Origin of the sequence: Streptomyces sp. NPDC002476 (genome assembly GCF_042889785.1) — a bacterium.
GTDB lineage: Bacteria > Actinomycetota > Actinomycetes > Streptomycetales > Streptomycetaceae > Streptomyces.
In genome coordinates, this window is record NZ_JBIARH010000013.1 from 157,635 (window position 1) to 182,966 (window position 25,332).

Annotated in this window: 22 protein-coding genes; 8 read left to right on the forward strand and 14 right to left on the reverse strand. The window is 72.1% G+C overall.

Translation table 11 applies throughout. From position 1 onward, the window contains the following. Positions 1–27 precede the first annotated feature (27 nt). The 6 genes from ACFYXM_RS17695 to ACFYXM_RS17720 form a co-directional block, all read right to left on the reverse strand. Positions 28–321 (reverse strand): hypothetical protein, encoded by a 294-nt coding sequence (locus tag ACFYXM_RS17695; RefSeq protein ID WP_389290293.1) that lies wholly within the window; start codon positions 319–321, stop codon positions 28–30. Positions 322–393: 72 nt separating this feature from the next. Continuing rightward, the gene (locus ACFYXM_RS17700) at positions 394–2,523 is read right to left on the reverse strand and encodes a 3-hydroxyacyl-CoA dehydrogenase NAD-binding domain-containing protein (protein WP_389290232.1); all 2,130 of its coding nucleotides are present in this window, start codon (positions 2,521–2,523) and stop codon (positions 394–396) included. Beyond that, positions 2,520–3,785, reverse strand: coding sequence for a thiolase family protein (locus tag ACFYXM_RS17705; RefSeq protein WP_389290234.1), 1,266 nt, complete (start codon positions 3,783–3,785; stop codon positions 2,520–2,522). The genes ACFYXM_RS17700 and ACFYXM_RS17705 overlap by 4 nt, the downstream gene beginning before the upstream one ends. 305 nt (positions 3,786–4,090) lie before the next feature. Beyond that, the gene (locus ACFYXM_RS17710; protein WP_389290235.1) at positions 4,091–5,365 is read right to left on the reverse strand and encodes an HRDC domain-containing protein; all 1,275 of its coding nucleotides are present in this window, start codon (positions 5,363–5,365) and stop codon (positions 4,091–4,093) included. A 117-nt stretch (positions 5,366–5,482) separates the two neighbouring features. Then, positions 5,483–6,145: a LuxR C-terminal-related transcriptional regulator gene (locus ACFYXM_RS17715; RefSeq protein ID WP_389290237.1), complete on the reverse strand. Its 663-nt coding sequence runs from the start codon at positions 6,143–6,145 to the stop codon at positions 5,483–5,485. Between the two features lie 279 nt (positions 6,146–6,424). Continuing rightward, the gene (locus ACFYXM_RS17720) at positions 6,425–7,084 is read right to left on the reverse strand and encodes a DUF3000 domain-containing protein (protein WP_389290239.1); all 660 of its coding nucleotides are present in this window, start codon (positions 7,082–7,084) and stop codon (positions 6,425–6,427) included. Positions 7,085–7,418: 334 nt separating this feature from the next. Here ACFYXM_RS17720 and hemE point away from each other — a divergent pair, with 334 nt between their 5' ends. After that, on the forward strand, positions 7,419–8,492 hold the full coding sequence (hemE, locus tag ACFYXM_RS17725) for a uroporphyrinogen decarboxylase (RefSeq protein WP_389290241.1): 1,074 nt from the start codon (positions 7,419–7,421) through the stop codon (positions 8,490–8,492). Between the two features lie 62 nt (positions 8,493–8,554). Here the strand turns inward: hemE and ACFYXM_RS17730 are convergent, their stop codons facing one another. Next, a complete protein-coding gene (locus ACFYXM_RS17730) occupies positions 8,555–9,943 on the reverse strand; it encodes an FAD-dependent oxidoreductase (protein ID WP_389290242.1) in 1,389 nt (462 codons plus the stop codon). A 37-nt stretch (positions 9,944–9,980) separates the two neighbouring features. Beyond that, complete coding sequence (locus ACFYXM_RS17735; protein WP_389290244.1) at positions 9,981–10,955, reverse strand: DUF4349 domain-containing protein; 975 nt, start codon at positions 10,953–10,955, stop codon at positions 9,981–9,983. A 127-nt stretch (positions 10,956–11,082) separates the two neighbouring features. Here ACFYXM_RS17735 and hemG point away from each other — a divergent pair, with 127 nt between their 5' ends. After that, complete coding sequence (gene hemG / locus ACFYXM_RS17740) at positions 11,083–12,570, forward strand: protoporphyrinogen oxidase (RefSeq protein ID WP_389290246.1); 1,488 nt, start codon at positions 11,083–11,085, stop codon at positions 12,568–12,570. 4 nt (positions 12,571–12,574) lie between these two features. Beyond that, on the forward strand, positions 12,575–13,288 hold the full coding sequence (gene hemQ / locus ACFYXM_RS17745; protein ID WP_389290248.1) for a hydrogen peroxide-dependent heme synthase: 714 nt from the start codon (positions 12,575–12,577) through the stop codon (positions 13,286–13,288). 314 nt (positions 13,289–13,602) lie between these two features. On the opposite strand, the gene ACFYXM_RS17750 is transcribed toward hemQ, so the two are convergent. From ACFYXM_RS17750 to ACFYXM_RS17760, 3 genes are all read right to left on the reverse strand, one after another. Beyond that, a complete protein-coding gene (locus tag ACFYXM_RS17750) occupies positions 13,603–15,039 on the reverse strand; it encodes a DUF692 domain-containing protein (RefSeq protein WP_389290250.1) in 1,437 nt (478 codons plus the stop codon). A 221-nt stretch (positions 15,040–15,260) separates the two neighbouring features. Beyond that, on the reverse strand, positions 15,261–16,319 hold the full coding sequence (locus ACFYXM_RS17755) for a serine hydrolase domain-containing protein (RefSeq protein WP_389290285.1): 1,059 nt from the start codon (positions 16,317–16,319) through the stop codon (positions 15,261–15,263). Between the two features lie 324 nt (positions 16,320–16,643). Next, positions 16,644–17,441 (reverse strand): peptidyl-tRNA hydrolase, encoded by a 798-nt coding sequence (locus ACFYXM_RS17760; protein WP_389290252.1) that lies wholly within the window; start codon positions 17,439–17,441, stop codon positions 16,644–16,646. A gap of 73 nt (positions 17,442–17,514) precedes the next feature. Between ACFYXM_RS17760 and ACFYXM_RS17765 the strand changes: the two genes are divergently transcribed. Further along, a complete protein-coding gene (locus ACFYXM_RS17765; RefSeq protein WP_389290254.1) occupies positions 17,515–18,192 on the forward strand; it encodes an AIM24 family protein in 678 nt (225 codons plus the stop codon). A gap of 295 nt (positions 18,193–18,487) precedes the next feature. On the opposite strand, the gene ACFYXM_RS17770 is transcribed toward ACFYXM_RS17765, so the two are convergent. From ACFYXM_RS17770 to zapE, 3 genes are all read right to left on the reverse strand, one after another. Then, positions 18,488–19,903 (reverse strand): alkaline phosphatase PhoX, encoded by a 1,416-nt coding sequence (locus tag ACFYXM_RS17770; RefSeq protein ID WP_389290256.1) that lies wholly within the window; start codon positions 19,901–19,903, stop codon positions 18,488–18,490. Between the two features lie 325 nt (positions 19,904–20,228). Then, positions 20,229–20,654, reverse strand: coding sequence for an OsmC family protein (locus ACFYXM_RS17775; RefSeq protein ID WP_351519214.1), 426 nt, complete (start codon positions 20,652–20,654; stop codon positions 20,229–20,231). 116 nt (positions 20,655–20,770) lie between these two features. Continuing rightward, on the reverse strand, positions 20,771–21,862 hold the full coding sequence (zapE, locus tag ACFYXM_RS17780; protein ID WP_389290258.1) for a cell division protein ZapE: 1,092 nt from the start codon (positions 21,860–21,862) through the stop codon (positions 20,771–20,773). 37 nt (positions 21,863–21,899) lie between these two features. Here zapE and ACFYXM_RS17785 point away from each other — a divergent pair, with 37 nt between their 5' ends. The 4 genes from ACFYXM_RS17785 to msrB all read left to right on the forward strand — a co-directional run bounded on the left by ACFYXM_RS17785 (position 21,900) and on the right by msrB (position 25,171). After that, positions 21,900–22,685, forward strand: a complete 786-nt coding sequence (locus tag ACFYXM_RS17785) for a pyrimidine reductase family protein (RefSeq protein WP_389290260.1) — start codon at positions 21,900–21,902, stop codon at positions 22,683–22,685. Positions 22,686–22,834: 149 nt separating this feature from the next. After that, positions 22,835–23,287: an indole-3-glycerol phosphate synthase gene (locus ACFYXM_RS17790; RefSeq protein WP_389290287.1), complete on the forward strand. Its 453-nt coding sequence runs from the start codon at positions 22,835–22,837 to the stop codon at positions 23,285–23,287. A 75-nt stretch (positions 23,288–23,362) separates the two neighbouring features. Further along, a complete protein-coding gene (murC, locus tag ACFYXM_RS17795; protein ID WP_389290262.1) occupies positions 23,363–24,757 on the forward strand; it encodes a UDP-N-acetylmuramate--L-alanine ligase in 1,395 nt (464 codons plus the stop codon). Positions 24,758–24,766: 9 nt separating this feature from the next. Continuing rightward, complete coding sequence (msrB, locus tag ACFYXM_RS17800; RefSeq protein ID WP_389290263.1) at positions 24,767–25,171, forward strand: peptide-methionine (R)-S-oxide reductase MsrB; 405 nt, start codon at positions 24,767–24,769, stop codon at positions 25,169–25,171. Positions 25,172–25,332 lie beyond the last annotated feature (161 nt).

A 25,332-nucleotide genomic window follows, 5' to 3' on the forward strand; every position in this document is an offset into this window, starting at 1 on the left:
TCTCGCGCGCCGACCGCCGCAGGTCCGTCAGCCGTCGGTGGCGGGGGACTTCTTCGCCGGCTCCGGGATCGGGGCGTCCTCGCGGATCGCCTTCCACAAGGTCCTGGCCTGCGGCTGCGCCGGCGCGGGGCAGACCGCGTTGCCGATGCCGCGCACCAGCAGTTCGCGGGAGACCGTCTCGCGGTTCTTGCCGCTTTCCGCGCCGATCCGGATCGTGTACTGGTGGTGGACGTGCTCGGCCCCCTCGGCGACCGGCGGCGTGGAAAATCCCGAACCGGTTGCGATTCGGACCTTTTGGGTGCACGAAAGCGGGCCGTACACACGAGGTGTACGGCCCGCCGTGGTTCCGCTTGTGCGTTTCTCGTGAAGCCGGACCGGGCGTGTTCCAGTGGGTTATGCGGGAACGCTCGCCACGCCCGGTGCCAGGAAACGCTTGCCGTTGACCCGCTCCGAGACGCCCTCACGGTCCAGGTACGGCGTGATGCCGCCCAGGTGGAAGGGCCAGCCGGCGCCGGTGATCAGGCAGAGGTCGATGTCCTGGGCCTCGGCGACGACGCCCTCGTCCAGCATCAGACCGATCTCCTGCGCCACCGCGTCCAGGACCCGGTCGCGGACCTGCTGCTCGGTCAGGACGATGTCGCCCTGCTTGAGGAGCGCGGCGACCTCCGGGTCCAGCTCCGGCATTCCGGAGTCGTACACGTAGAAGCCGCGCTTGCCCGCCTTCACGACCGCCGCGAGGTTCTCGGAGACGGTGAACCGCTCCGGGAAGGCGCGGTTCAGGGTCTCGGATACGTGCAGGCCGATCGCCGGGCCGACCAGCTCCAGCAGCACCAGCGGGGACATCGGCAGGCCGAGCGGCTCCACCGCCTTCTCCGCGGTCTCGACCGGGGTGCCTTCGTCGATGACGTTCTGGATCTCGCCCATGAAGCGGGTGAGGATGCGGTTGACGACGAACGCCGGGGCGTCCTTCACCAGCACCGCGGTCTTCCTCAGCTTCTTCGCCACGGCGAACGCCGTGGCCAGCGCGGCGTCGTCGGTCTTCTCGCCCCGGACGATCTCCAGCAGCGGGAGGATCGCGACCGGGTTGAAGAAGTGGAAGCCGACGACCCGCTCCGGGTGCTTCAGCTTCGACGCCATCTCCGTGAGCGAGAGGGACGAGGTGTTCGTGGCGAGGATCGCGTGCGCCGGGGCGACGGCCTCGACCTCCGCGAAGACCTGCTGCTTGACGCCGATCTCCTCGAAGACGGCCTCGATGACGAAGTCGGCGTCGGAGAAACCCTCCGCCTTGTCCAGCACACCGGAGACCAGGGCCTTGAGGCGGTTGGCCTTGTCCTGGTTGATACGGCCCTTGCCGAGCAGCTTGTCGATCTCGGTGTGGACGTAGCCCACGCCCTTGTCCACCCGCTCCTGGTCGATGTCGGTCAGCACGACCGGCACCTCCAGGCGGCGCAGGAACAGCAGCGCCAGCTGCGAGGCCATGAGACCGGCGCCCACGACACCGACCTTGGTGACCGGACGGGCCAGGTTCTTGTCCGGGGCACCGGCCGGGCGCTTGGCGCGCTTCTGCACCAGGTTGAAGGAGTAGAGCCCGGCACGCAGCTCGCCGCCCATGATCAGGTCCGCGAGGGCCTGGTCCTCGGCGTCGAAGCCGGCGCCCAGGTCGCCGTCCTTCGCCGCCGCGATGATGTCCAGCGCGCGGTACGCGGCCGGGGCGGCGCCGTGCACCTTGGAGTCGGCGACGGCCCGGCCCCGGGCGACGGCCTGGTCCCAGGCGTCCCCGCGGTCGATCTCCGGGCGCTCCACGGTGAGCGTGCCGTTCAGCACGTCCGCGGTCCACGCCAGCGAACGCTCCAGGAAGTCGGCGCCCTCGAAGAGCGCGTCGGCGATCCCGAGATCGAAGACCTGCTTGCCCTTGAGCTGACGGTTCTGGTTCAGCGAGTTCTCGATGATCACCGAGACCGCGCGGTCGGCACCGATCAGGTTCGGCAGCAGCGCGCAGCCGCCCCAGCCCGGAACCAGTCCGAGGAAGACCTCGGGCAGCGAGAAGGCGGGCACCGCCGTGGAGACGGTGCGGTACGTGCAGTGCAGCCCGACCTCGACCCCGCCGCCCATCGCCGCGCCGTTGTAGTACGCGAACGTGGGGACCGCGAGGCCGGCCAGACGACGGAAGACGTCGTGGCCGCCCTTGCCGATGGCCAGCGCGTCGGCGTGGTTCTTCAGCAGCTCGACGCCCTTGAGGTCGGCGCCGACCGCGAAGATGAACGGCTTGCCGGTGATGCCGACACCGACGATCGCGCCCTCGGCGGCCTCCTTCTCGACCTGGTCGACGGCGGCGTTCAGATTGCCCAGCGACTGCGGTCCGAAGGTGGTCGGCTTGGTGTGGTCCAGGCCGTTGTCCAGCGTGATCAGGGCGAAGCGGCCCGCTCCGGCCGGAAGGTCGAGGTGGCGTACGTGCGCCGATGTCACGACCTCGTCGGGGAACAGCTCGGCCGCACCCTTCAAAAGCTCTGCGGTGGTGCTCACTTGCTGCCTCCGGCGTCCTTGTGGTGAGGGTTCTCCCAGATGACCGTGGCGCCCATGCCGAAGCCGACGCACATGGTGGTGAGGCCGTAGCGGACCTCCGGCTGCTCCTCGAACTGGCGGGCCAGCTGTGTCATCAGGCGGACGCCGGAGGAGGCCAGCGGGTGGCCGTAGGCGATGGCGCCGCCGTACTGGTTGACGCGCGCGTCGTCGTCGGCGATGCCGTAGTGCTCCAGGAAGGCGAGCACCTGCACGGCGAACGCCTCGTTGATCTCGAACAGGCCGATGTCCCCGATCGACAGGCCCGCCTTGGCGAGGGCCTTGTCGGTGGCCGGGATCGGGCCGTAGCCCATCACCTCGGGCTCGACGCCCGCGAAGGCGTAGGAGACCAGGCGCATCCTGACCGGCAGGCCGTTCTCGCGGGCGAAGTCCTCGGAGGCGATGATCGAGGCGGTGGCGCCGTCGTTCAGACCGGCCGCGTTGCCGGCGGTGACCCGGCCGTGGACGCGGAACGGGGTCTTGAGGCCCGCCAGGTTCTCCAGCGTGGTGCCCGGGCGCATCGGCTCGTCGGCGGTGACCAGGCCCCAGCCCGTCTCTTCCCCAGGCTCTCGGCTTCGCTCGAGCAGGGGAGACCCCATCGCCTCCGGGTTGGTGCGGCGCACGGAGATCGGCACCAGGTCCTGCTGGATCCTGCCGTCGGCGTACGCCTTGGCGGCCTTCTCCTGCGAGCGGACCGCGTACTCGTCGGCCCGCAGCCTGGTGATCGACGGGTAGCGGTCGTGCAGGTTCTCCGCGGTCATGCCCATGAACAGGGCGGACTCGTCGACCAGCTTCTCCGACACGAAACGCGGGTTCGGGTCCACGCCCTCGCCCATCGGGTGACGGCCCATGTGCTCGACACCACCGGCCACGACGACGTCGTACGCGCCGAAGGCGATGGAACCGGCCGTCGTGGTGACGGCGGTCATGGCACCCGCGCACATGCGGTCGATGGAGTAGCCGGGGACGGACTGCGGCAGACCGGCCAGGATCCCGGCGGTACGGCCCAGCGTCAGACCCTGGTCGCCGATCTGGGTGGTCGCGGCGATGGCGACCTCGTCGACCTTCGCGGGGTCCAGGGCCGGGTTGCGGCGCAGCAGCTCCCGGATGGCCTTCACGACGAGATCGTCGGCGCGGGTCTCGTGGTAGATGCCCTTCGGGCCCGCTTTGCCGAACGGGGTGCGGACGCCGTCGACGAAGACGACGTCCCGGATGGTACGAGGCACGGTGGCTCTCCTCCAGGGTGCGGGATGGCACTGCTGCGGAGCGCGCCCGAGGGCACGCCGTTCCCTCATGCTACTTGCGGGTAACCAGACTGCCCACCCCTTGCGACCGGAGCGGCGAAGGTCACACGGAGGCGCGGCGGCGCACGCGACCGCCACGGCTCCGGCACGCCCCCGGCCCGGGAACGGCGAACGCCGGACGGGGCCGAGGAAACGGCCTGTCCGGCGTCCGGTGGCGCGGCGTGCGGCGGTGCGGCGTGCGGCGCTCGTTCAACCTGGCGTGATTACGCCCCTCGGTCGGCGGAATCTCACGCCTTCGAGGAGAATGCGCGCGCCAGGAGCGGGGTCACCAGTTCGATCTGCCAGTGCCGGGCCCCGTAGCCGATGAGCGCGGCCTCGATCGCGTCCGGCGTCGCGCTCCCGGGCGGCTCCCAGCAGATCCGGCGCACCGTGTCCGGCGTGATCATGTTCTCCTGCGGCATGTGCAGCCGTTCGGCGAGCTCCGACACCGCCGCGCGGGCGGCGGCCAGCCGTGCCGCCGCGGCCGGGTCCTTGTCCGCCCAGGCGCGGGGCGGCGGCGGACCGGCGACGGCCTGGCCGGGCTGGGGCAGCTCGGAGTCCGGCAGGGCCTTGGCCCGGTCGACGGCCGCCTGCCACTGCTCCAGCTGTCGGCGGCCCATGCGGTGGCCGAAGCCGGGCAGGGCGGTCAGCGCGTGCGCGTTCGCCGGGAGCGCGAGCGCTGCCTCGACGATCGCGGCATCGCTCAGCACCTTGCCGGGCGAGAGGTCCCGGCGCCGGGCCACCCGGTCGCGGACGGTCCACAACTCCCGCACCACCGCCAGCTGGCGGCGACGACGGAGCTTGTGCATGCCGGAGGTGCGGCGCCACGGGTCCTTGCGCGGGGGAGCGGGCGGCGCGGTGGCGATCGCGTCGAACTCCTCCCGGGCCCACTCCAGTTTGCCCTGCCGGTCGAGCTCCTTCTCCAGGGAGTCGCGGAGGTCGATCAGCAGCTCCACGTCCAGCGCCGCGTAGCGCAGCCAGGGCTCGGGCAGCGGCCGGGTGGACCAGTCGACGGCGGAGTGGCCCTTCTCCAGGGTGTACCCGAGCACGCTCTCGACCATGGCGCCGAGGCCGACCCGGGGGAAGCCGGCCAGTCGGCCGGCCAGTTCGGTGTCGAACAGTCCCGTGGGAGTCATCCCTATCTCCCGCAGGCAGGGCAGGTCCTGGGTGGCGGCGTGCAGGATCCACTCGCTGCCGTGCAGTACCTCCCCGAGCCTCGACAGATCGGGGCAGCCCACCGGGTCGATCAGCGCGCTGCCCGCGCCTTCGCGGCGGAGCTGGACGAGGTAGGCGCGCTGGCCGTAGCGGTAGCCGGAGGCGCGCTCGGCATCGACGGCCACTGGTCCGGTGCCCGCGGCGAACGCCGCGATCACCTGGGCGAGGGCGTCGTCGGAGGCCACCACCGGAGGAATGCCCTCGCGAGGTTCGAGCAAGGGGATCGGCGCCGGGGCGACGTCGTCCGGGGGAGCGCCCCCGGTGGTTCGCAGTGATGTGTCTGCTGCGGTCTCTTGGGCGTCGGTCACGTGTCAAGGGTATCCGTGGATGTACGGCGCCCGTCGACGGAACGTTCCGTCGACGGGCGCCGATGCATGCAAACCAGCCGGTCCCGGCGGCCGGGGGAGTTGCCGGGGCGCGCAGGGTCAGTGGATGATGCCCGTCCGCAGGGCGACGGCGACCATTCCGGCACGGTCGCCGGTGCCGAGCTTGCGGGCGATCCGGGCGAGATGGCTCTTGACCGTCAGGGCGGACAGCCCCATGGAGACGCCGATGGCCTTGTTGGACTGGCCCTCGGCGACCAGCCGGAGGACCTCGACCTCGCGGCCGGACAGCTCGCGGTAGCCGCCCGGGTGGCTCGGGGGGCCCGGCGGGCGGCGGTGCATGCGGGCGGCGTTCGCGCCGATGGGGGCGGCGCCCGGACGGGTGGGATGGCCGATGTTGGTCCGGGTGCCGGTGACGACGTAGCCCTTCACACCGCCTGCGAGGGCGTTGCGGACCGCGCCGATGTCGTCGGCGGCGGAGAGGGCGAGGCCGTTCGGCCAGCCGGCGGCCCGGGTCTCGGACAGCAGGGTCAGCCCGGAACCGTCGGGCAGATGGACGTCGGCTACGCAGATGTCGCGCGGGTTGCCGACGCGGGGACGGGCCTCCGCGATGGACGACGCCTCGATGACGTCACGTACTCCGAGGGCCCACAGATGGCGGGTGACGGTGGAACGGACGCGCGGGTCGGCCACGACGACCATGGCCGTCGGCTTGTTCGGGCGGTAGGCGACCAGGCTTGCGGGCTGCTCTAGGAGAACGGACACCAGGCCTCCTGGGGAGTGGCGGGACGGGCCGGCTCGGGGATGAAGCCGGGGCGCACCGTGCTTGAAGGGTCATTGACCTCTTCGGCAGCGGACCCGTCCTCCTTTAGAGGAAGATCGCGATTTGCTGAGTAACAATTCGGGCAAATCGGACGCGCGATCGATTGTACGAAAAAAATGTCGGTAATTCCGCGCAAAGTGTGACGCGGTGTTCGCCTGTGGTGACGCGGCGTCAACGGGGCGGGAGGGGGGCGGCTCGGTCGGGGCTCCGCCACCGGAGTGTCAGGGGACCTGGGGGCCGCGCCGCTGCGGGAGCGTGACCACCGCCGCGTCGGCCGGACCCGACGGAGGCAGGCCCGCGATCTGGCACAGCAGATCGCCCCACGCCATCAGATGCGCCGCCGTGTCCGGCGCCCCGCCCCGGCTCTCGCGCGGTGTCCACGACGCCCGGATCTCGATCTGTGTCGCCGGCCGCCGCGCCCCCAGCGCGCCGAAGTAGTGCGACCCCGCCAGGGTCACCGTGCCGCCCGCCGCTCCGTACGACAGCCCGCGCGCCTCCAGCGCGCCGGTCAGCCACGACCAGCACACCTCCGGCAGCAGCGGATCGGACGCCATCTCCGGTTCCAGCTCCGCCCGCACCAGGGTCACCAGACGGAAGGTGCCGTGCCAGCCCTCGTGCCCGTCCGGGTCGTGGAGCAGTACGAGACGGCCGTCGGCCAGATCCTCCTCGCCCTGCACGACCGCCGCCTCCAGCGCGTACGCGTACGGGGCGAGCCGCTTGGGCGGGTGGGTCGGCTCGACCTCCAGTTCGGGTCGCAGGCGCGCCGAACGCAAGCCGTCCAGCGCCGACCGGAAAGCGGGCGGCGTGGAGTCGCCCTCCGCGCCGTCCTTGTCGTCAGCGCCGTCGGGTCGATCGGAGAACTGTTCCTGAGCCGGAGCCATGCGGGGAAGAGTAGGCGGAACGGGAGCCGCGTGCAGGGAGGGACACCCGGCCGGGTACGACCTGGGGAGCAACAGGGAGCCCGCTCCCTGTTGCTCCCCAGGTCGTCAGGGCCTCGTCCACGATTGTCGGCGGCATCGCGATGTCGGGGACCTCCACCTCCGGCGCTGTCGTCGGTCGCCGACGCTCCTCCCCCGAGCTCTCAGCTGCTTTCGAGCAGGGGAGGCCCCATCCGCCTCCCTCCTCCGTCCTGGATCCGAAGGCCCCGGACGCCGCTCCTGCTCCCACTGCAGGCCGTGGACGGGGTCGCCCCGGCTTCGTGCGAAGATTCTGGGTGTGAGTGCCAACGATCGCCCCATGGGCCAGCAGACGAAGACCTCCGCCACCCATGAGTCGGCGTTTCTCAAGGCATGCCGCCGCGAGCCGGTGCCGCACACCCCGGTCTGGTTCATGCGTCAGGCGGGGCGGTCGCTGCCCGAGTACCTCAAGGTGCGCGAGGGCATCCCGATGCTCGACTCCTGCATGATGCCGGAGCTCGTCGCGGAGATCACCATGCAGCCCGTGCGCCGTCACAAGGTGGACGCGGCGATCTACTTCAGCGACATCGTCGTCCCGCTCAAGGCCATCGGGATCGACCTCGACATCAAGCCGGGCGTCGGCCCGGTCATCGCCGAGCCCTTCCGCACCCGCGCCGACCTGGCCCGGCTGCGCGACCTCACGCCCGAGGACGTGTCCTACGTCACCGAGGCGGTCGGCCTGCTCGTCGCCGAGCTGGGCGCCACCCCGCTCATCGGCTTCGCGGGCGCCCCGTTCACGCTCGCCAGCTACCTCGTGGAGGGCGGCCCGTCCCGCAACCACGAGCACACCAAGGCCATGATGTACGGCGAGCCGGAGCTGTGGGCGGACCTCCTCGACCGGCTGGCCGACATCACCGGTGCCTTCCTCAAGGTGCAGATCGAGGCCGGCGTCTCGGCCGTGCAGCTCTTCGACTCCTGGGTGGGCGCGCTGTCCTCCGCCGACTACCGACGCTCGGTGCTCCCCGCCTCCGCGAAGGTCTTCGAGACCGTCGCCCCGTACGAGGTCCCGCGCATCCACTTCGGCGTGGGCACCGGCGAACTCCTCGGTCTGATGGGCGAGGCGGGCGCGGACGTCGTCGGCGTCGACTGGCGCGTTCCGCTCGACGAGGCCGCGCGCCGGGTCGGCCCCGGCAAGGCGCTCCAGGGCAACCTCGACCCGGCGGTGCTGTTCGCGCCAACCGCGACGGTGCGGGAGAAGACCCAGGAGGTGCTGGACGCCGCCGCCGGTCTGGAGGGCCACGTCTTCAACCTGGGCCACGGTGTGATGCCGTCGATGGACCCGGACGCCCTGACCCGGCTCGTGGAGCACGTGCACGAGCGGACCGCGCGCTGAGGGAAACGTTTGGGCGGGTGCCCGCGGCCGGGACGAGCCGGCCGCGGGCACCCGCCGGGCTCTCAGGCGGTGCCCGCCCGCCGCAGCGCCGTCACCGTCTTGCGGGCGGCCACCAGGACCGGGTCCCAGACCGGTGAGAACGGCGGGGCGTAGCCGAGGTCCAGGGCGGTCATCTGGTCCACCGTCATTCCGGCCGTGAGCGCCACGGCCGCGACGTCGACCCGCTTCGCCGCACCCTCCCGGCCCACGATCTGCACGCCGAGCAGCCGCCCGGTGCGGTACTCCGCGAGCATCTTCACCGTCATCGGCCGCGCCCCCGGGTAGTAGCCCGCCCGGCCCGTCGACTCGATCGTCGCCGTGACGTAGCGCAGCCCCACCGAGCGGGCGTCCTTCTCGCGCAGCCCGGTGCGGGCGATCTCCAGATCGCACACCTTGCTCACCGCCGTGCCCACCACCCCGGGGAACGTCCCGTAGCCGCCCGCCACGTTGGCCCCGATGACCTGGCCGTGCTTGTTGGCGTGGGTGCCCAGCGCGATGTGCCGGGTGCGGCCGGCCACCAGGTCGAGCACCTCGACGCAGTCGCCGCCCGCCCAGATGTTGTCGTGCCCGACGACCCGCATCGACAGATCGGTGAGCAGGCCGCCGTGCGGGCCCACCGGGAGGCCGACGGCGTGGGCCAGCGTCGTCTCGGGCGCCACTCCGATGCCGAGCACCACCACGTCCGCCGGATAGGTCGTGCCGCCCGCGACGACCGCGTCGGCCCGGCCGTCCGGCCCGGTGCGGATCCCGGTCACCTCGGCCCCGTTGACCGTGGTGATGCCCAGGCCGTCCATCGCCTCGTGCACCAGCCGCCCCATGTCGGGGTCCAGCGTCGCCATCGGCTGCTCGCCCCGGTTCAGGACGGTCACCTCGAAGCCGTGCTTCAGCATCGCCTCGGCCATCTCGACCCCGATGTAGCCCGCCCCGACGACGACCGCCCGACGACGCGCCTCCGGTACCCGGTCCAGCGACTCCAGCAGCGCCTGCCCGTCGTCCAGCGTCTGCACCCCGTGCACCCCGGGCGCGTCGATGCCGGGCAGCGCCGGACGCACCGGACGGGCCCCCGTCGCGATCACCAGCTTGTCGAAGCCCGTCCAGTACGTCTCGTCGGTCTCCAGGTCCAGCGCTCGCACCCGCTGCCCGGCCACGTCGATCTCCGTGATCTCGGTGCGCATCCGCAGGTCGATGCCGCGGGCCCGGTGCTCCTGCGGGGTACGGGCGATGAGGTCGTCGCGTTCGGTCACGTCGCCGCCGACCCAGTACGGGATGCCGCAGGCGGAGTACGAGGAGAAGTGGCCCCGCTCGAAGGCGACGATCCCCAGCTCGTCGGGACCCCTGAGCCTGCGGGCCTGGGACGCGGCGGACATGCCCGCCGCGTCACCACCGATGACCACCAGTCGCTCCGTCGCCATTCCCGGTCCCTTCGACACCGATCCGAAGGGACCCACGCTACGACGCGGGGGGCCTCGGCGGGGAATGCGGTGGCACGGGAGTCCGCGCCGCCCGGCGCCCGCGCAGCCGGCGCAGCAGCAGCCGCCCCGCCACCACCAGCACCACGATCGTGACCAGGAACGGAGCCGTGGCCGCCAGCACCACGGAACCCCACCGCAGCACCGTGAGGAACGCGTCCCAGCCGTTGTCGAGCGCGTCCAGGAAGCCGGGCGGATCGTCGTCGTCGTTCGTCTCCGGCGCCGTCTCCGGCTCGGAGAGGTCGAGGGTGATCGTCGCCAGCGAGGTGCGGTCCTTCAGCGACGCCTGCTGGGCGAGCAGCGACTCCAACGCCGCCTGACGGCTGCTCAGTTCGCCTTCCAGCGTGACCACGTCGGAGAGCGCGTCGGCCCGGTCCATCAGCTTGCGCACCCGCGCCACGCTCGCGCGCTGGGACGCGATCCGGCTCTCCACGTCGACCACCTGGTCGGTGACGTCCTTCGCGGACGAGGTGCGCGACAGCAGCTTCCCGGTGCCCGCGAGGTCCTTCAGGACCGTTTCGTACGCGTCCTGCGGAACGCGCAGCACGATGTGCGACGTCTCGCGCGTCGCGTCGACCCGTTCGGTCTTCTCGTCGGCCACCAGGCCGCCGGCCTCGGACGCCGCCGCGCGGGCGGCCGCGGCGGCCTTCGGTACGTCCCGCACCTCGACGGAGAGCGTGGCGGTGCGGATGACGTGGACAACGGCGGGCGGGCCGCCGGTCTTCCGCCCGTCGGCCGGCGAACCGCCCGCGCCCTCGGCCACCTGCCCGGCCGAGGCGTCCGAGGCGGCTCGCTCGCGCGGCGCGGCGGCCTTCCCGCTGTCGGCGGAACGCGTCTCGCCCGCGTCGTCGCCGGCGCCGCAGCCGCTCAGTGCGAGGAGGCCGACCAGGAGCCCGGCGGCCAGGGCGGTGCGCGAACGGCGCCGGGTGCGGCGCGGATGTCTGGCTGTCTTCATGTGTGTCCCCCCGGGACGGGTCGTCGACGTTGCCGGTTCGACGTGCGGGGCCCGTCCGCGGGTTGCCCGATCCCGGTTTCGAAGCGGTCACGTTCGGGCCTCGAACCGGGTCTGAGAGAGTGGGGGCATGGAGCGTTCACTCAATCGCGCGCACACAGGCACGGGTCATGTCGTCGTCATAGGTGGCGGTATCGCCGGTCTCGCCGCCGCCCACCGGCTTCTCGGGGCCGGGCTGCGGGTCACCCTCCTGGAGGCCACCGACCGGCTCGGCGGCAAGCTGATGACTGGTGAGGTCGCCGGGACACAGGTCGATCTGGGCGCCGAGTCGATGCTCGCCACGCGCCCCGAGGCGGTGGAGCTGGCACGTGCCGTCGGGCTCGGCGACCGGCTCCGGCCGCCCGCCACGACCGCCGCGTCGGTGTGGACGCGCGACGCTCTGCGGCCCATGCCCAAGGGCCATGTGATGGGTGTGCCGGGCGATCCGGCGGCGCTCGGCGACGTGCTCTCCCCGGAGGGCCTCGCCCGTGTAGCCGAAGAACGCGATCTCACCCCGACCGCCGTCGGCGACGACGTCGCGGTCGGCGCGTACGTGGCGGACCGGCTGGGCCGCGAGGTCGTCGACCGGCTCGTGGAACCGCTGCTCGGCGGCGTGTACGCGGGCGACGCGTACCGGATCTCGATGCGGGCCGCCGTACCGCAGCTGTTCGAGGTGGTGCGGGAGGGCGGTTCGCTCCTCGACGGCGTGCGGCGCATCCAGGAACGGGCCGCGGCACGGCCGCGGACCGGCCCGGTCTTCCAGGGCATCGAGGGCGGCATCGGCACGCTCCCCGGGGCTGTCGCCGAGGCGGTGCGCGCGGCCGGAGGGGAGATCCTGACCGGAATCCCCGTCCTCGGTCTGACCCGGACCGGAATCGGCTGGGAGGTGCGTACCGACGGCCGGGTGATCGCCGCCGACGGCGTCGTGCTGGCCACCCCCGCCTGGTCCGCCTCCACCCTGCTCGCCGCCGAGTCCCCGGCCGCCTCCGCCGAGCTCGCCGGGGTCGAGTACGCGTCGATGGCGCTCGTCACCATGGCGTTCCGCCGTTCCGACACAGCCGGTACCGCGGCCCTCGACGGACGCTCCGGCTTCCTCGTGCCGCCGGTGGACGGGCGCACCATCAAGGCGTCCACCTTCTCCACCCGCAAGTGGTCGTGGGTCGCCGAGGCCGCTCCCGACCTCTTCGTCCTGCGCACCTCCGTCGGCCGGTACGGCGAGGAGGACCATCTGCACCGCGAGGACTCCGAGCTGGTGGGTGTGTCGTTGCGCGATCTCGCGGCGGCCACCGGACTGACCGCGGAGCCCGTGGACACCGAGGTCACCCGGTGGATCGGAGGACTGCCCCAGTACCCCGTGGGACACCTGGCCCGGGTCGCCCGGATCCGGGAGGAGGTCGCCAAGCTGCCCGGTCTGCGGGTCTGCGGAGCGGTCTACGACGGGGTCGGCATCCCGGCGTGCGTGGCGAGCGCCCACCGCGCCGCCGACGAGATCGCCGCCGGTCTCGCGGGCGGTTCCGGAGAAGAGATCATCGCCACGCCGACCCCGGTTCAGGGCACAGGGAGCGAGGCGGGACAATAGCCGTATGAGTGCGCCTGAGAAGATTCCCAACGCTGGTAAGAAGGCCAAGGACCTCAATGAGGTCATCCGCTACACGCTGTGGTCCGTCTTCAAGCTTCGTGATGTGCTCCCCGTCGACCGCTCCGGTTACGCCGACGAGGTCCAGGAGCTGTTCGACCAGCTCGCGGCCAAGGACGTCACCGTCCGCGGCACCTACGACCTGTCCGGTCTGCGGGCCGACGCCGACATCATGATCTGGTGGCACGCCGAGACCTCGGACGAGCTCCAGGAGGCGTACAACCTCTTCCGGCGCACCAGGCTGGGCCGGGCGCTGGAGCCGGTCTGGTCGAACATGGCGCTGCACCGCCCCGCCGAGTTCAACAAGTCGCACATCCCGGCGTTCCTGGCCGACGAGACGCCGCGCGACTACGTCAGCGTCTACCCCTTCGTGCGCTCCTACGACTGGTACCTGCTGCCGGACGAGGACCGCCGCCGGATGCTCGCGGACCACGGCAAGATGGCCCGCGGCTACCCCGACGTCCGGGCCAACACCGTCGCCTCCTTCTCGCTCGGCGACTACGAATGGGTCCTCGCCTTCGAGGCGGACGAACTGCACCGGATCGTCGACCTCATGCGTCACCTGCGGGGCTCCGAGGCGCGGATGCACGTCCGCGAGGAGATCCCGTTCTTCACCGGACGCAGGAAGTCGGTCGCAGACCTGGTGGCCGGGCTCGCGTAGCGAACGGGCTCCGACCACCCCAGCCCGGAAGATCAGACGGCGGGCACCGGCGCGTCACGCGTCGCCCGTCGTTCCAGCGACACCGGGTTCGGTTCCGGGTCCGCCGCGGGTTCGGCCCGCGGCGCCCCCGGGGATCGAGGGACGAGTGGATCGTCCCGCCCGTCGGTCCGTCCCGCCCCGCCCTGCCGGGCGCGGGTGTGCGGCACGTACGGGGGCACGCTGGGCCCGGCCTCGTTCGAGGCCGGGCCCAGCGTCGTATCCGGCGGGAGGAACCCCCTGCCGCTCCCGCGCCCGTCGCGCTGGGGAGTTGCGGCTCACCCGCCGACGAGGGCCGCGCGGGCGGCGCGCAGCAGCAGCGTGGTGCGGCCGGGCGGACGCCCGCCCGCCCGGTCCTTCCACCATCGGGTGAGGCGGCGCCGGGCCGCCCGGTCGGCCGGCCGGCCGGTGCTCAGCAGCTCCTCGGCGAAGTCGAGCGCGTCCCGTCGGTACCCCCCGGACATGGGACGGCGCGCGGCGTACGCGAGGAACGCCTCCCGGTAGCCGGAGCCCAGGATCTCCGGCAGTTCCGGCGCCACCTTGGCGACCACCCCCGCCCGTTTGGAGGCCAGGGCGCGGCTCTGGACGCCGAGACGGCGCTCGTCGAAGCCGGGCGGGGCGGGAGCGCCCGCGACGAGGGCACGGAGCAGCGCCGTCTGCGCCGCCGCGACCCGGTCGCGCACGGAGTCCGGGGGTACGGGGGCGGAGGGGAGCGCGGGAGCCGAAGAGACAGTCGGAGCCGACGAGGATGCCGGAGCCGGCGGGCGCGCGGCCGTCGGCGCGGACGGGCGCGCGGCCGTGGGGGGCGTGTCCTTCCCGGCGTGTGCGCCGGGGCCCGCGACGGGGCACGACGTGAGGTCTCCGGCGTGCGCGGGCGCGTCGGCGTCCGGGACGGCCGCCCGGTCCAGCGTGGCGCGGATCGCGGCCAGTTCGCCCGCCAGTTCCTCGGCCGGCGGGAAGTCGTCGTCGCGTTCCAGGAGAACGCCCGGCGGGTCGACCCGGGAGCGGAGTTCGGCCAGCACGTCGAGCACGGGCCGGGTGACCGGATGGGCATGGGTGTCGTGCCAGACGCCGTCCTTCTCCACGCCGCCCGCCACATGCACGTACGCGATGGCCTCCACCGGCAGCTCGTCGAGTGCGACGGCGGGATCCTCCCCGAGGTTGACATGGTTGGTGTGCAGGTTGGCGACATCGATCAGCAGCCGGACCCCGGTGCGCTCCACCAGCTCCGCCAGGAACTGCCCCTCCGTCAGCTCCTCGTCCGGCCAGGAGAGCAGGGCCGCGATGTTCTCCAGCGCCAGGGGCACCGGCAAAGAGTCCTGCGCGATCCGCACGTTCTCGCACAGTACGTCCAGCGCGTCCCAGGTGCGGGGCACGGGCAGCAGATGGCCCGCCTCCAGCGTCGGCGAGGCGGTGCGCGGCCCCCCGGCCCGTACGAACGCGATGTGCTCGGTGACCAGCGGCGCGGCGAGCAGTTCGGCGCGGGCCGCGAGGTCCGCCAGTCGGCCGGGGTCGGGGCGCTCGGCCCCGCCGAGGCCCAGCGAGACGCCGTGCGGGACGACAGCGACCCCGCGTTCCCTCAGCCGCAACAGTGAATCGGGCAGATGACCGGTGCAGATGTTCTCCGCGACCGTCTCCACCCAGTCGATGCCCGGCAGCGCTTCGACGACGTCCGCGATCTCCGGCCGCCAGCCGATACCGGTACCCAGTCTCATGCCGGCCCTCCTTCTTCTCCTCCGTGCAGGGGTGATGGCCCCGGCGGGCGGTGGCGAATCCGAAGAGGGGGACGTTCAGAGCTCGATCTGAGGTTCCCGGCGCTCCGAGGTGCCCGCCGAGGCCGTCGACGCTCAGTACCGTCCCGTTCCCGGTGACCGGCACCGGGAACGGGACGGAACGACTCACGGCCCTGACGGGCGCGGTCCGGTGGTCCAGCTGCTCAACGGCACAGGGCCGTGTCCACGACACCCTCGACGCGCTTCATGACCGCCTTGTCGGCCGGCCGGCCGGTCACCGCGACATGGGCGGCACGGCCGTCGCCCGTGACGCCGCCCCGGGTCTCGTATCCCGGGAAGCTGCCGCCGTGGCCCCAGTAGACACCGCCGCACGACAGCGGCATGCTCACGAGCCCCAGTCCGTACCGGGCACCGGGGCCGAAGTACTCGGCGGGGACGGTGGTGCGCATCTGGGCGAGCTGGGCCGGCGGGAGGAGGCGGCCGGCCAGGAGCGCGGTGAAGAACCGGTTGAGGTCGGAGTTGGTGGAGACCATCTGACCCGCCGCCCAGGCCCAGGAGGGGTCCATGTCCGTGACGTCGCGCAGCGGCGCGTCCGCTGATTCCCTGTCGTAGCCCTTGGGATGGGGTTCCCGGATGGTGATGTCACCGGGGGCGGGGAAGTAGGTGTGGCGCAGCCCGACGCGTTCGATGACGCGCCGGTCGATCTCCTCGGCGAGGGGGCGTCCGGTGACCTTCTGGACGATCAGGCCGGCCAGCACGTAGTTCGTGTTGCTGTACTCCCATTTCGTTCCGGGGGCGAAATGGGCCTCGTGCCGGAGGGCGATGTCGAGGAGTTCGCGGGGATCGAAGTAGCGCGGCCGAAGGTCTTCGTCGTCCGTGTAGTTGGGGAGTCCGCTGGTGTGCTGGAGGAGCTGACGGACGGTGATGCGGCGTCCGTCGATCCCTTCCCCGCGTACGACTCCCGGCAGATAGGTGTCGACCGGGGCGTCGAGGCCGATCCTCCCTTCGCCGACCAGCTGCAGGACGACCACAGCGGTGAACACCTTGGTGTTGCTGCCGATCCGCACCTGTCCGTCCCCGGGCACCTTCGAGCCGGTGGCCAGGTCACCGACGCCCGCGGTGTAGGTGCGGGTGCGGCCCTCGCGGTCCTCGACGCTCGCCAGCGCGGCGGGCAGGCCGTCGGTGCGCACCAGCGCCTCCAGGCCCTGCCGGACGGTGTCCGGTCCGGCCACCGCGGGCGGTGCCAGGGCACCGGCCGCCATGACGCCCACGGCCACCGCCGCCGCGGCCGAGACGACTCTGCGCCGGCCCTCCCGCCGCCGACCGGAAGAAAGAAACCTCTGCCATGCCTGTTCGCGCACGAGCCAACCCCTGCGGAGTGTCGGGAAACCGGAACGGTATCTGTCGGCCCAACACTTCCGTTCGCGACCGCAGGGCGCGATCCTGCTGCCCACCCGGCTTCGGGTAGGGCTGTCCCCCCGGTGCACACCGGGCCGAGGAGCAGCGGGGACGGAGCCCGTGGCGCCGGTCCCGGCCCGCCACGGACCAGCCGGACACGTCCTGGACGTCGTGACTGTGAGGTGAGGTCAGAGCCTATGGCCGCCGCAGGGCGGCAGGGACCCGACGCGGTGGTGTCCCTCGACCGCGACGGTCTTCCCGGGGGCGATCTCGGTGAATCCGGCGTCATGCACCAAAGGAAGGTCGCTCGCCGCGAGTTCTCGCCAGCGGTCCGTGTCCGCGGTGGCGACGGAGAGCGGGAAACCCGCCTCGCGCCACGCCTTGCGCTCCGTCTCCGACAGCTCCCACCAGGCGAGCTGCGCGCCGTGCCCGACCTGTGCCATCGCCTTGCCCGCCGTCATGCCAAGCTCCGGGTTCAGCCACAGCACCGGCCCCATTGGACCGGGTGCGGCCGGGGGCTCCGGGTCGTCCAGGTCCGTTCCCGACACCTGGAGCCTCGCCAGTTCCCTGGGCCAGCCGTCCAGAGGCACCGGAGGGAAGACCCGCACCTCGGCGCTCTCGCCCGTGACCGTGATGCCGGGCAGTTCACAGGCCCTGCGCCACTCGGTGCCGCGGGCCCGCCGTACCACCTTGCGGATCCGGGCGTCCTCCCAGTCCCGGATCGCCCGGGCCCATTCGCCCTCGTCCACCGAGCGCTCGTCGGAGAGCATCACGAGCACCGCGCGGGCGGCGGTCCGCAGGGCGTCGGTACGGGCCGGGGGCGTCGCCCTCTCGATGCGCACGACCAGCGGCAGGACGTACTGCGGCGCCTCGTCGCGGTTCGTCCGTCCGGACTCGAACGGGCTGTCCGCCGCCGCGGAACCGGACGCCAGTACGGCCGGGTCCGGGTCCGCGGCCGGGGACACGGGGGTGTTGTCGTCGTTCACTCGTACCAGTGTGCCAGCAGCCTCCGGACGCTCTTGTTGTGGGAACGGGCGGCTCCGGGCGAGGATGCACCGCATGAAGAGCGATCTCTTTTCCAGCGAATACCTGGCGCAGCAGGCCACGGAACCCGGGATGACCCTGCAGAACGCCAAGTCCATCAAGTACGCCGTCAACGGTGAGATGCACGCCCGTCAGGGATCGATGATCGCCTTCCGCGGCAACCTGCAGTTCGAGCGCAAGGGCCAGGGCATCGGCGGCATGCTCAAGCGCGCCGTCACGGGCGAGGGGCTGCCGCTGATGGCCGTCCGGGGCCAGGGCGAGGCCTGGTTCGCGCACGAGGCCGCCAACTGCTTCATCGTGGACATCGAGCAGGGCGACGCCCTCACCGTCAACGGCCGCAACGTCCTGTGCTTCGACCCCACGCTCGCCTACGAGATCAAGACCGTGAAGGGCGCGGGGATGGTCGGCGGCGGCATCTTCAACAGCGTCTTCACCGGCTACGGCAAGCTCGGCCTCATGTGCGAGGGCCACCCCATCGTGATACCCGTCACGGCTCAGCAGCCGGTGTTCGTCGACACGGACGCGGTGGTCGGCTGGAGCGCCCACCTCACCAGCTCGCTGCACCGCTCGCAGAGCTTCGGCTCGATGGTGCGCGGCGGATCCGGCGAGGCCGTCCAACTGCGCCTGGACGGCGAGGGCTTCGTGATCGTACGGCCCAGCGAGCTCAAGCAGGAGAAGGCGTCGGCCAACTGAGACTGGACGGAGCGGGACGCGCCACGGACTGAGGGGGCCGTGGGTGCTGGGCGGGGTCGACCTCGCTCTGCCCATGGGCCGTCCGGCCTCCGCCGTCCTTGCCGCCGCGGTCGCCGTGTTCACCGGTCGGCTCACCGCGCTGCGCGGCCGGGTGCGGGACGTGGCAGGCCCGGCGCACGGCGTGCCCGGGCCGACGATGCCCACGACCGCCCGGGCCTCCAGCACATCCACGAGACCGGCCCATCCGCGCCCCGGCACGGGCACCGCCGTACCGGCGCACGGATGCGTCACGGCGTCAGCGCCACGGCCCCGTCACCGCGAACGTCGTTCCCGGGGTGTAGCAGTTGACGTACATCGTCCTGCCGCCCGGGGCGAACGTGACCCCGGCGAACTCGCCCCACTCCGGCTTCTGCGGCGTTCCGATGTTCTGCCGTCCCCGCGCCATCGCGTACACCTCGCCGCCCCGTGTCAGGCCGAACACGTGCTGCGCGCCGTCGCCGTCCTCGCACACCATCAGCCCGCCGCCCGGGGCCAGGCAGATGTTGTCGGGCGACTCGCCGGGCAGCTGGACGTCCGTGCCGGGCCCGAACACGACGACCAGCGTGAGCCGGCGCCGCCCCGGCTCGTACCGCCACACCTGACCGTGGTGGTCCGCCGCCGAACCCTCCGCGCCACGTGCGTAACTGGAGACGAAGCAGACCGAGGAACCGCCCCAGTAGCAGCCCTCCAGCTTCTGCGCGTGCGTGATGCCCCGTGGCCCGAAGTCCTGGAAACGGATGGGGGTTTCGGCCGCCAGCGGGTCCGGTACGGGCACCCATTCCACGCCGTCGAAGCTCGCGCCGGCCTGCTGGACGGCGGACAGGTCGGGGACGCCCGGCACCCGCATGGCCTCCAGTCGGCCGCCGGCCCGCAGCGATCCCGTCCCGCCGAGAGGTTTGCGCGGCAGGAAGCGGTAGAAGAGCCCGAACGGCCGCTCGAAAGCGTCCTCGGTCTCGTACACGATCCCGTTCGCCGGGTCGATGGCGATCGCCTCGTGCTGGAAGCGGCCCATCGCGGTGAGCGGCACAGCCCCGGTGCGGCGCGGATCGGCGCCGTCCACCTCGAAGACGAAGCCGTGGTCCTTGGTGTAGCCGTTGGTGCCGGCCTTGTCCTCGGTCTCCTCGCAGGTCAGCCAGGTGTTCCAAGGAGTGCGCCCGCCCGCGCAGTTCACCGCCGTACCGGCGATGGCGACGCGTTCGCCCAAAACGTTGTTGCGGCCGTCCAGCTCCAGGGTGGTGCAGCCGCCCTTGCCCATCGGGTCGTAGGTGAGCCCTTCGACGGCCGGGACCCGGAACGCCGCGTCGGCGCGGTTCTCGTGGTTGCGCACGAGACGGACGTGCCCGTGCCGGCCCGCGAAGGCGGCCATGCCGTCGTGGTGGCTGGGGACCGGGCCCTCGCCGGAGCGGAGCGGGTCGCCCTCCCGGGACAGCACCCGGTGGCGGAAGCCCTTCGGGAGGTCGAGCAGACCGTCGGGGTCCGGAACCAACGGACCGTAGCCGCTGAGACCGGAGTGTCCGGCGTGGCCGCTGTGACGATCGAGATCCCGGGCGGAGGCAGTTCCGGCGAAGAGTTCGGAGAGGGCCCCGGCGAAGGCGATCGAGACGGCGACCGCGCCGCTGCCGGCCAGGACCTGCCGTCGGGTGGTGAGGGTCCGTGACGCCGCGGACGACAAGTCCCTTGACGGCGCGGACGCCGTGTTCCGTGAGGCTGCGGACGTCGTGTTCTGCGGCGCTGCGGACGTCGTGTTCTGTGACGATTCCGTGTTCCGTGACGATGACATGTCCCGCGATGCCGCGGATGACCTGTCCCGTGACGACGACGTGTCGTGTGAAGCTGCGGATGACATGAGGCGACTCCCTGCTGGCGGACAGGAGAAGTGACCCGCATGTGTGTACCACGCGCATCGGCGCGCGGGAACCACGCGGGTCACCGTGCCTCATGCGTGTCACCTGCCCCGGGACTGCCGATCACCCGGGCCCCGGCGGCCCGTGCGCCGGTCAGGCCAGGGACGCGGTGAGGGTGATCGTCGTGCCCGTGAGCGCCTGGCTCACCGGGCAGTTCGCCTTGGCGTCCTCGGCGGCCTCGGCGAAGCCCGCCTCGTCGAGGCCCGGTACCTCGCCCTGGACGGTGAGGTGGATGCCGGTGATGCCGGTGCCGGGCTGGAAGGTGACCTCGGCACGGGTGTTCAGCCGGGTCGGCGGGGTGCCGGCCTTCGCCAGCCCGTTGGACAGCGCCATCGAGAAGCAGCTGGAGTGCGCCGCCGCGATGAGCTCCTCGGGGCTGGTCTTCCCGTTCGCCTGCTCCGCGCGGGACGGCCACGAGACGTCGTAGTCGCCGATGCCGGAGGAGTCGAACGTGACGACGCCCTTGCCCTGGAGCAGATCGCCCTCCCAGACCGTGTGCGCCTGGCGCGTGGTAGCCATGGTGGATCCCTTCGAACGGTGTGCGCGGTGGATACGGGATGCCTCCGGTGCGCCCGTGCGGTACGCCCCGGAACCCGTGCGGTACCCCCGGGAAACGGGGCAGCACACACCCGAACCTACTGCGCCACGAGACCCTTCGCGTCGCGCGCCAGCGCCGTGAGCCGGGAGATCGCCCGGAAGTACTTCTTCCGGTACCCGCCGTTCAGCATCTCGTCGCTGAACAGCTTGTCGAAGGGCACACCGGAGGCGAGCACCGGCACCTCGCGGTCGTACAGCCGGTCGGCCAGGACGACCAGCCGCAGCGCGGTCGCCTGGTCGGGAACTGCCCGCACCTCGGTGAGACAGACCGCCCGCAGGTCGTCCGTCAGCGCGCCGTAGCGGCTCGGGTGGACCCGGGCGAGATGCGCGAGCAGTGAGGGGAAGTCGTCGAGGCTGGCACCCTCGGTGGCGTACGCGGCCCTGGTGACCTGTTCGTCGGTGAACGGTGCCGGGGCCTCGGGCAGTCCGCGGTGCCGGTAGTCCTCGCCGTCGATCCGCAGCGGGCGGAAGTGCGCGGACAGGCCCTGGATCTCCCGGAGGAAGTCGGCGGCGGCGAACCGGCCCTCACCGAGCTTGCCGGGCAGTGTGTTGGAGGTCGCCGCGAGCGCGACACCCTCCTCGACCAGCCTGCTGAGCAGGGACGACACCAGCACCGTGTCGCCCGGGTCGTCCAGTTCGAACTCGTCGATGCACAGCAGCCGGTGCCCGCTCAGCGTCTTCACGGTCTGCTGGAAGCCCAGCGCGCCGACCAGGTTCGTCAGCTCGACGAAGGTGCCGAACGCCTTCAGCGCGGGCGCGGCGGGCGTGGCGTGCCAGAGGGAGGCCAGCAGATGGGTCTTGCCGACGCCGTAGCCGCCGTCGAGATAGACGCCGAGGGGCGCGGCCGGCGCCGCCGCCTTTCGCGCGAACCACCGGCGCCTCGCGGAACCGCTGGCGTGCGCCCCGCCGAGCCCGGCCGCGAAGCCGCTCAGCACGTCGACCGCCTCGCGCTGGCTCGGCTGCTTCGGGTCCGGTACGTACGTATCGAAACGGACGGTGTCGAAGCGCGGCGGCGGCACCATCTCGGCGACCAGCCGGTCGGCGGGGACGTGCGGCTCGCGGGCGCACAGGGACAGCGGGGCCGTTTCGGCTATGGGGCTCTGCCCCGGCACGGCGGTGGAGGACGACACAACCCCCCACTCTACGGGCCGTGGAAGACTGCCGGACATGCGACGCCTGTTCCCTGTGACCGACCTGACAGCGACCGACGACGAGGGGGAGTGGAGCCTGGACGACCTGGCCGACGCCTACGCCTACCCCGACACGGACGGCCCCTGGCTGCGCGCCAACATGGTCTCGACGCTCGACGGCGCCGCCCAGCACGACGGGCGCTCGCAGCCGATCTCCTGCGCGAGCGACATGCGGATCTTCGGCACCCTGCGCGCCCTGGCCGACGTGGTCGTGGCGGGCGCGGAGACGGTGCGGCAGGAGGGGTACCGGCCCGCCAGGGCCCGAGAGGCGTTCGCGGCCCGCCGGGCCGCGGCGGGGCAGGGGCCCGCCCCGGCGATCGCCGTGGTGAGCGGCGGCCTGGACCTGGACTTCTCGCTGCCGCTCTTCGTATCGCCGCTCGTGCCGACCCTGGTGCTCACCGGTGCCGGGGCGTCGGCCGACCGGATGGCCGCGGCGCGCGCCGCGGGCGCCGAGGTGGTGATCGCGGGGGAGGGCTCCCGGGTGGACCCCGCCAGGGCCGTGCGGGAGCTGGCCGACCGCGGCCTGCGGCGGCTGCTGACCGAGGGCGGTCCCAGGCTGCTGGGCCAGTTCGTGGCGGCGGGGGTGCTCGACGAGCTCTGTCTGACCGTCTCCCCGATGCTGACCGCCGGGGACGCGCAGCGGATCGCGGGCGGTCCGTCGATGGCCGTGCCGGAACGATTCGCCTTGGCATCGGTCCTGGAGGAGGACGGGTTCCTGTTCACCCGTTACCGTCGGGGCCGGCACGAGGACCGTCGGGGCTGACACACGGCGGAACTCGTCGTTCCGTTTAACTTCCGGTGGGCACAATTACTCTCACAGTCCCCGTGCGAGCACGGGGAAGGATGGTTTCAGCAGAGACCGGCGACGGTTACTGAAGCAGAAGGGCACCCGTGGTGTTCACCAGCGTTTTGATGATCGAGAAGGCCCTCACTTCCGAGGACGTCGATTTCGTCACCACCTTGCACGGTGACGAGTCGACCTCCTTCGTCGTGCTCATACAGCCGCGCGGTGACCAGGCCGACGTCCTGTTGCGGGCCATCGACGACCTGGCGATGGGCGAGCTGAAGGAAGCCGCCCGGGAGATCGAGGAGCCGGAGGGCAAGGACGCCCGGCAGTCCGCCGAACTGGCGCTCGAAGTGTCGCTGAAAGCGCTGCGGCAGGCGGGATCCGAGGCGGTCGGGCAGGTGGTCGAGGACCACCCGCTGGACAAGCTGAAGTCCGTGGTCGAGGAGGCGGAGGCGGACGAGGTCATCGTGCTGACCGCGCCGCACTACGTGGAGGAGTTCTTCCACCGGGACTGGGCCTCGCGCGCCCGCCACAAGGTCGGCGTACCGGTGCTCAAGCTCTTCGCGCACAGCGAATAGGCTTGGCCCGCGGTCCGGAGTGGAGTGGCACCGGTCCGCGACCGAGAACGCACCCAGCACCCGGAGGACTCGCACATGACACCCGGTATCCCCGCCGCCATGGAACGGCCGCACTTCATCGGCATCGGCGGCGCCGGGATGTCGGGCATCGCGAAGATCCTCACCCAGCGCGGTGCGAAGGTCGCGGGCAGTGACGCCAAGGAGTCCGGCACGGCCGAGGCGCTCCGGGCGCTGGGGGCGACCGTCCACATCGGGCACGCCGCCGGGAACCTGGCGGACGACGCCTCGTGCGTGGTCGTCTCCAGTGCCATCCGCCCCGACAACCCGGAGCTGGTGCGCGCCGCCGAACTGTCCGTCCCGGTCGTGCACCGCTCCGACGCGCTGGCCTCCCTCATGGGCGGCCTGCGCGCCATCGCGGTGGCCGGCACGCACGGCAAGACGACCACCACGTCCATGCTGGCCGTCGCCCTGTCCGAGCTGGACCTCGCCCCCTCGTACGCCATCGGCGGCGACCTCGCCGGCCCCGGCACCAACGCCGCGCACGGCGAGGGCGAGATCTTCGTCGCCGAGGCGGACGAGAGCGACCGCAGCTTCCAGAAGTACGACCCCGAGGTCGCGATCGTCCTCAACGTCGAACTGGACCACCACGCGAACTACGCCTCGATGGACGAGATCTACGAGTCCTTCGAGGCGTTCACCGGCAAGATCGTCCCCGGCGGCACGCTGGTGATCTCCGCCGACCAGCCCGGCGCCGTCGAGCTGACCGGACGCGTACGCGACCGCTCCGGACCGAACGTCGTCACCTACGGCGAGGCCGAGTCCGCCGACGTACGCGTCCACAGGATCACCCCGCGCGGGCTGACCAGCGAGGTCACGGTCCTCCTGAACGGGAGGTACCTCACCTTCACCGTCTCCGTGCCCGGCCGCCACTACGCGCTCAACGCGGTCGCGGCCCTCGCCGCCGGTGTCGCCCTCGGCATCCCGGCCCACAACCTCGCCTCCGCGCTCGGCAAGTACACCGGGGTCAAGCGCCGCCTCCAGCTCAAGGGCGAGGCCGCGGGCGTGCAGGTGATCGACTCGTACGCGCACCACCCCACCGAGATGACCGCGGACCTCGAAGCGATGCGCGGCGCCGCGTCCGACGCCCGCCTGCTGGTCGTCTTCCAGCCCCACCTGTTCTCCCGCACCCAGGAACTGAGCACCGAGATGGGCCGGGCCCTCGCCCTGGCCGACGCCTCCGTGGTCCTGGACATCTACCCGGCCCGCGAGGACCCGATCCCCGGCATCACCAGCGACCTGATCATCGACGCGGCCCGGGACGCGGGCGCCGACGTCACCGCCGTCCACGACAAGGCCGCGGTCCCGGGCGCCGTCGCGGGAATGGCGAAGCCCGGCGACCTCGTTCTCACCATGGGCGCGGGCGACGTCACGGACCTCGGCCCGCGGATCCTGGACCACCTGTCGAGCTGAGGGAGCGACGTGTCGTACGACATCGAGAAGCCGGACGAGCAGTGGCGTGCGGAACTGACCCCCGCCGAGTACGCGGTCCTGCGCCAGGCCGGCACCGAACCCGCCTTCGTCGGTGAATACACCGACACCAGGACCACGGGCGTCTACTCCTGCCGCGCCTGCGGCGCGGAGCTTTTCCGCTCCGACACCAAGTTCGAGTCGCACTGCGGCTGGCCCTCGTTCTACGACCCCAAGGACACGGACGCGGTCGAACTGGTCGCGGACCGCAGCCACGGCATGGTCCGCACCGAGGTCCGCTGCGCCCGCTGCGGATCGCACCTGGGCCATGTCTTCGAGGGCGAGGGCTACCCGACCCCGACGGACCAGCGCTACTGCATCAACTCGATCTCGTTGCGCCTGACGCCTGACGCCTGACGCCTGACGCCTGACGCCTGACGCCTGACGCCTGACGCCTGACGCCTGACGCCTGAGGTCCGACGAGCCATGCCGGGGGGCGTGGCGTGCGATGCGTGGCGTGCGTGAGGCGTGAAGCCTGAGACACAGGCCGGCATCCGGGGCCCGGTGCGGCCCCGGAT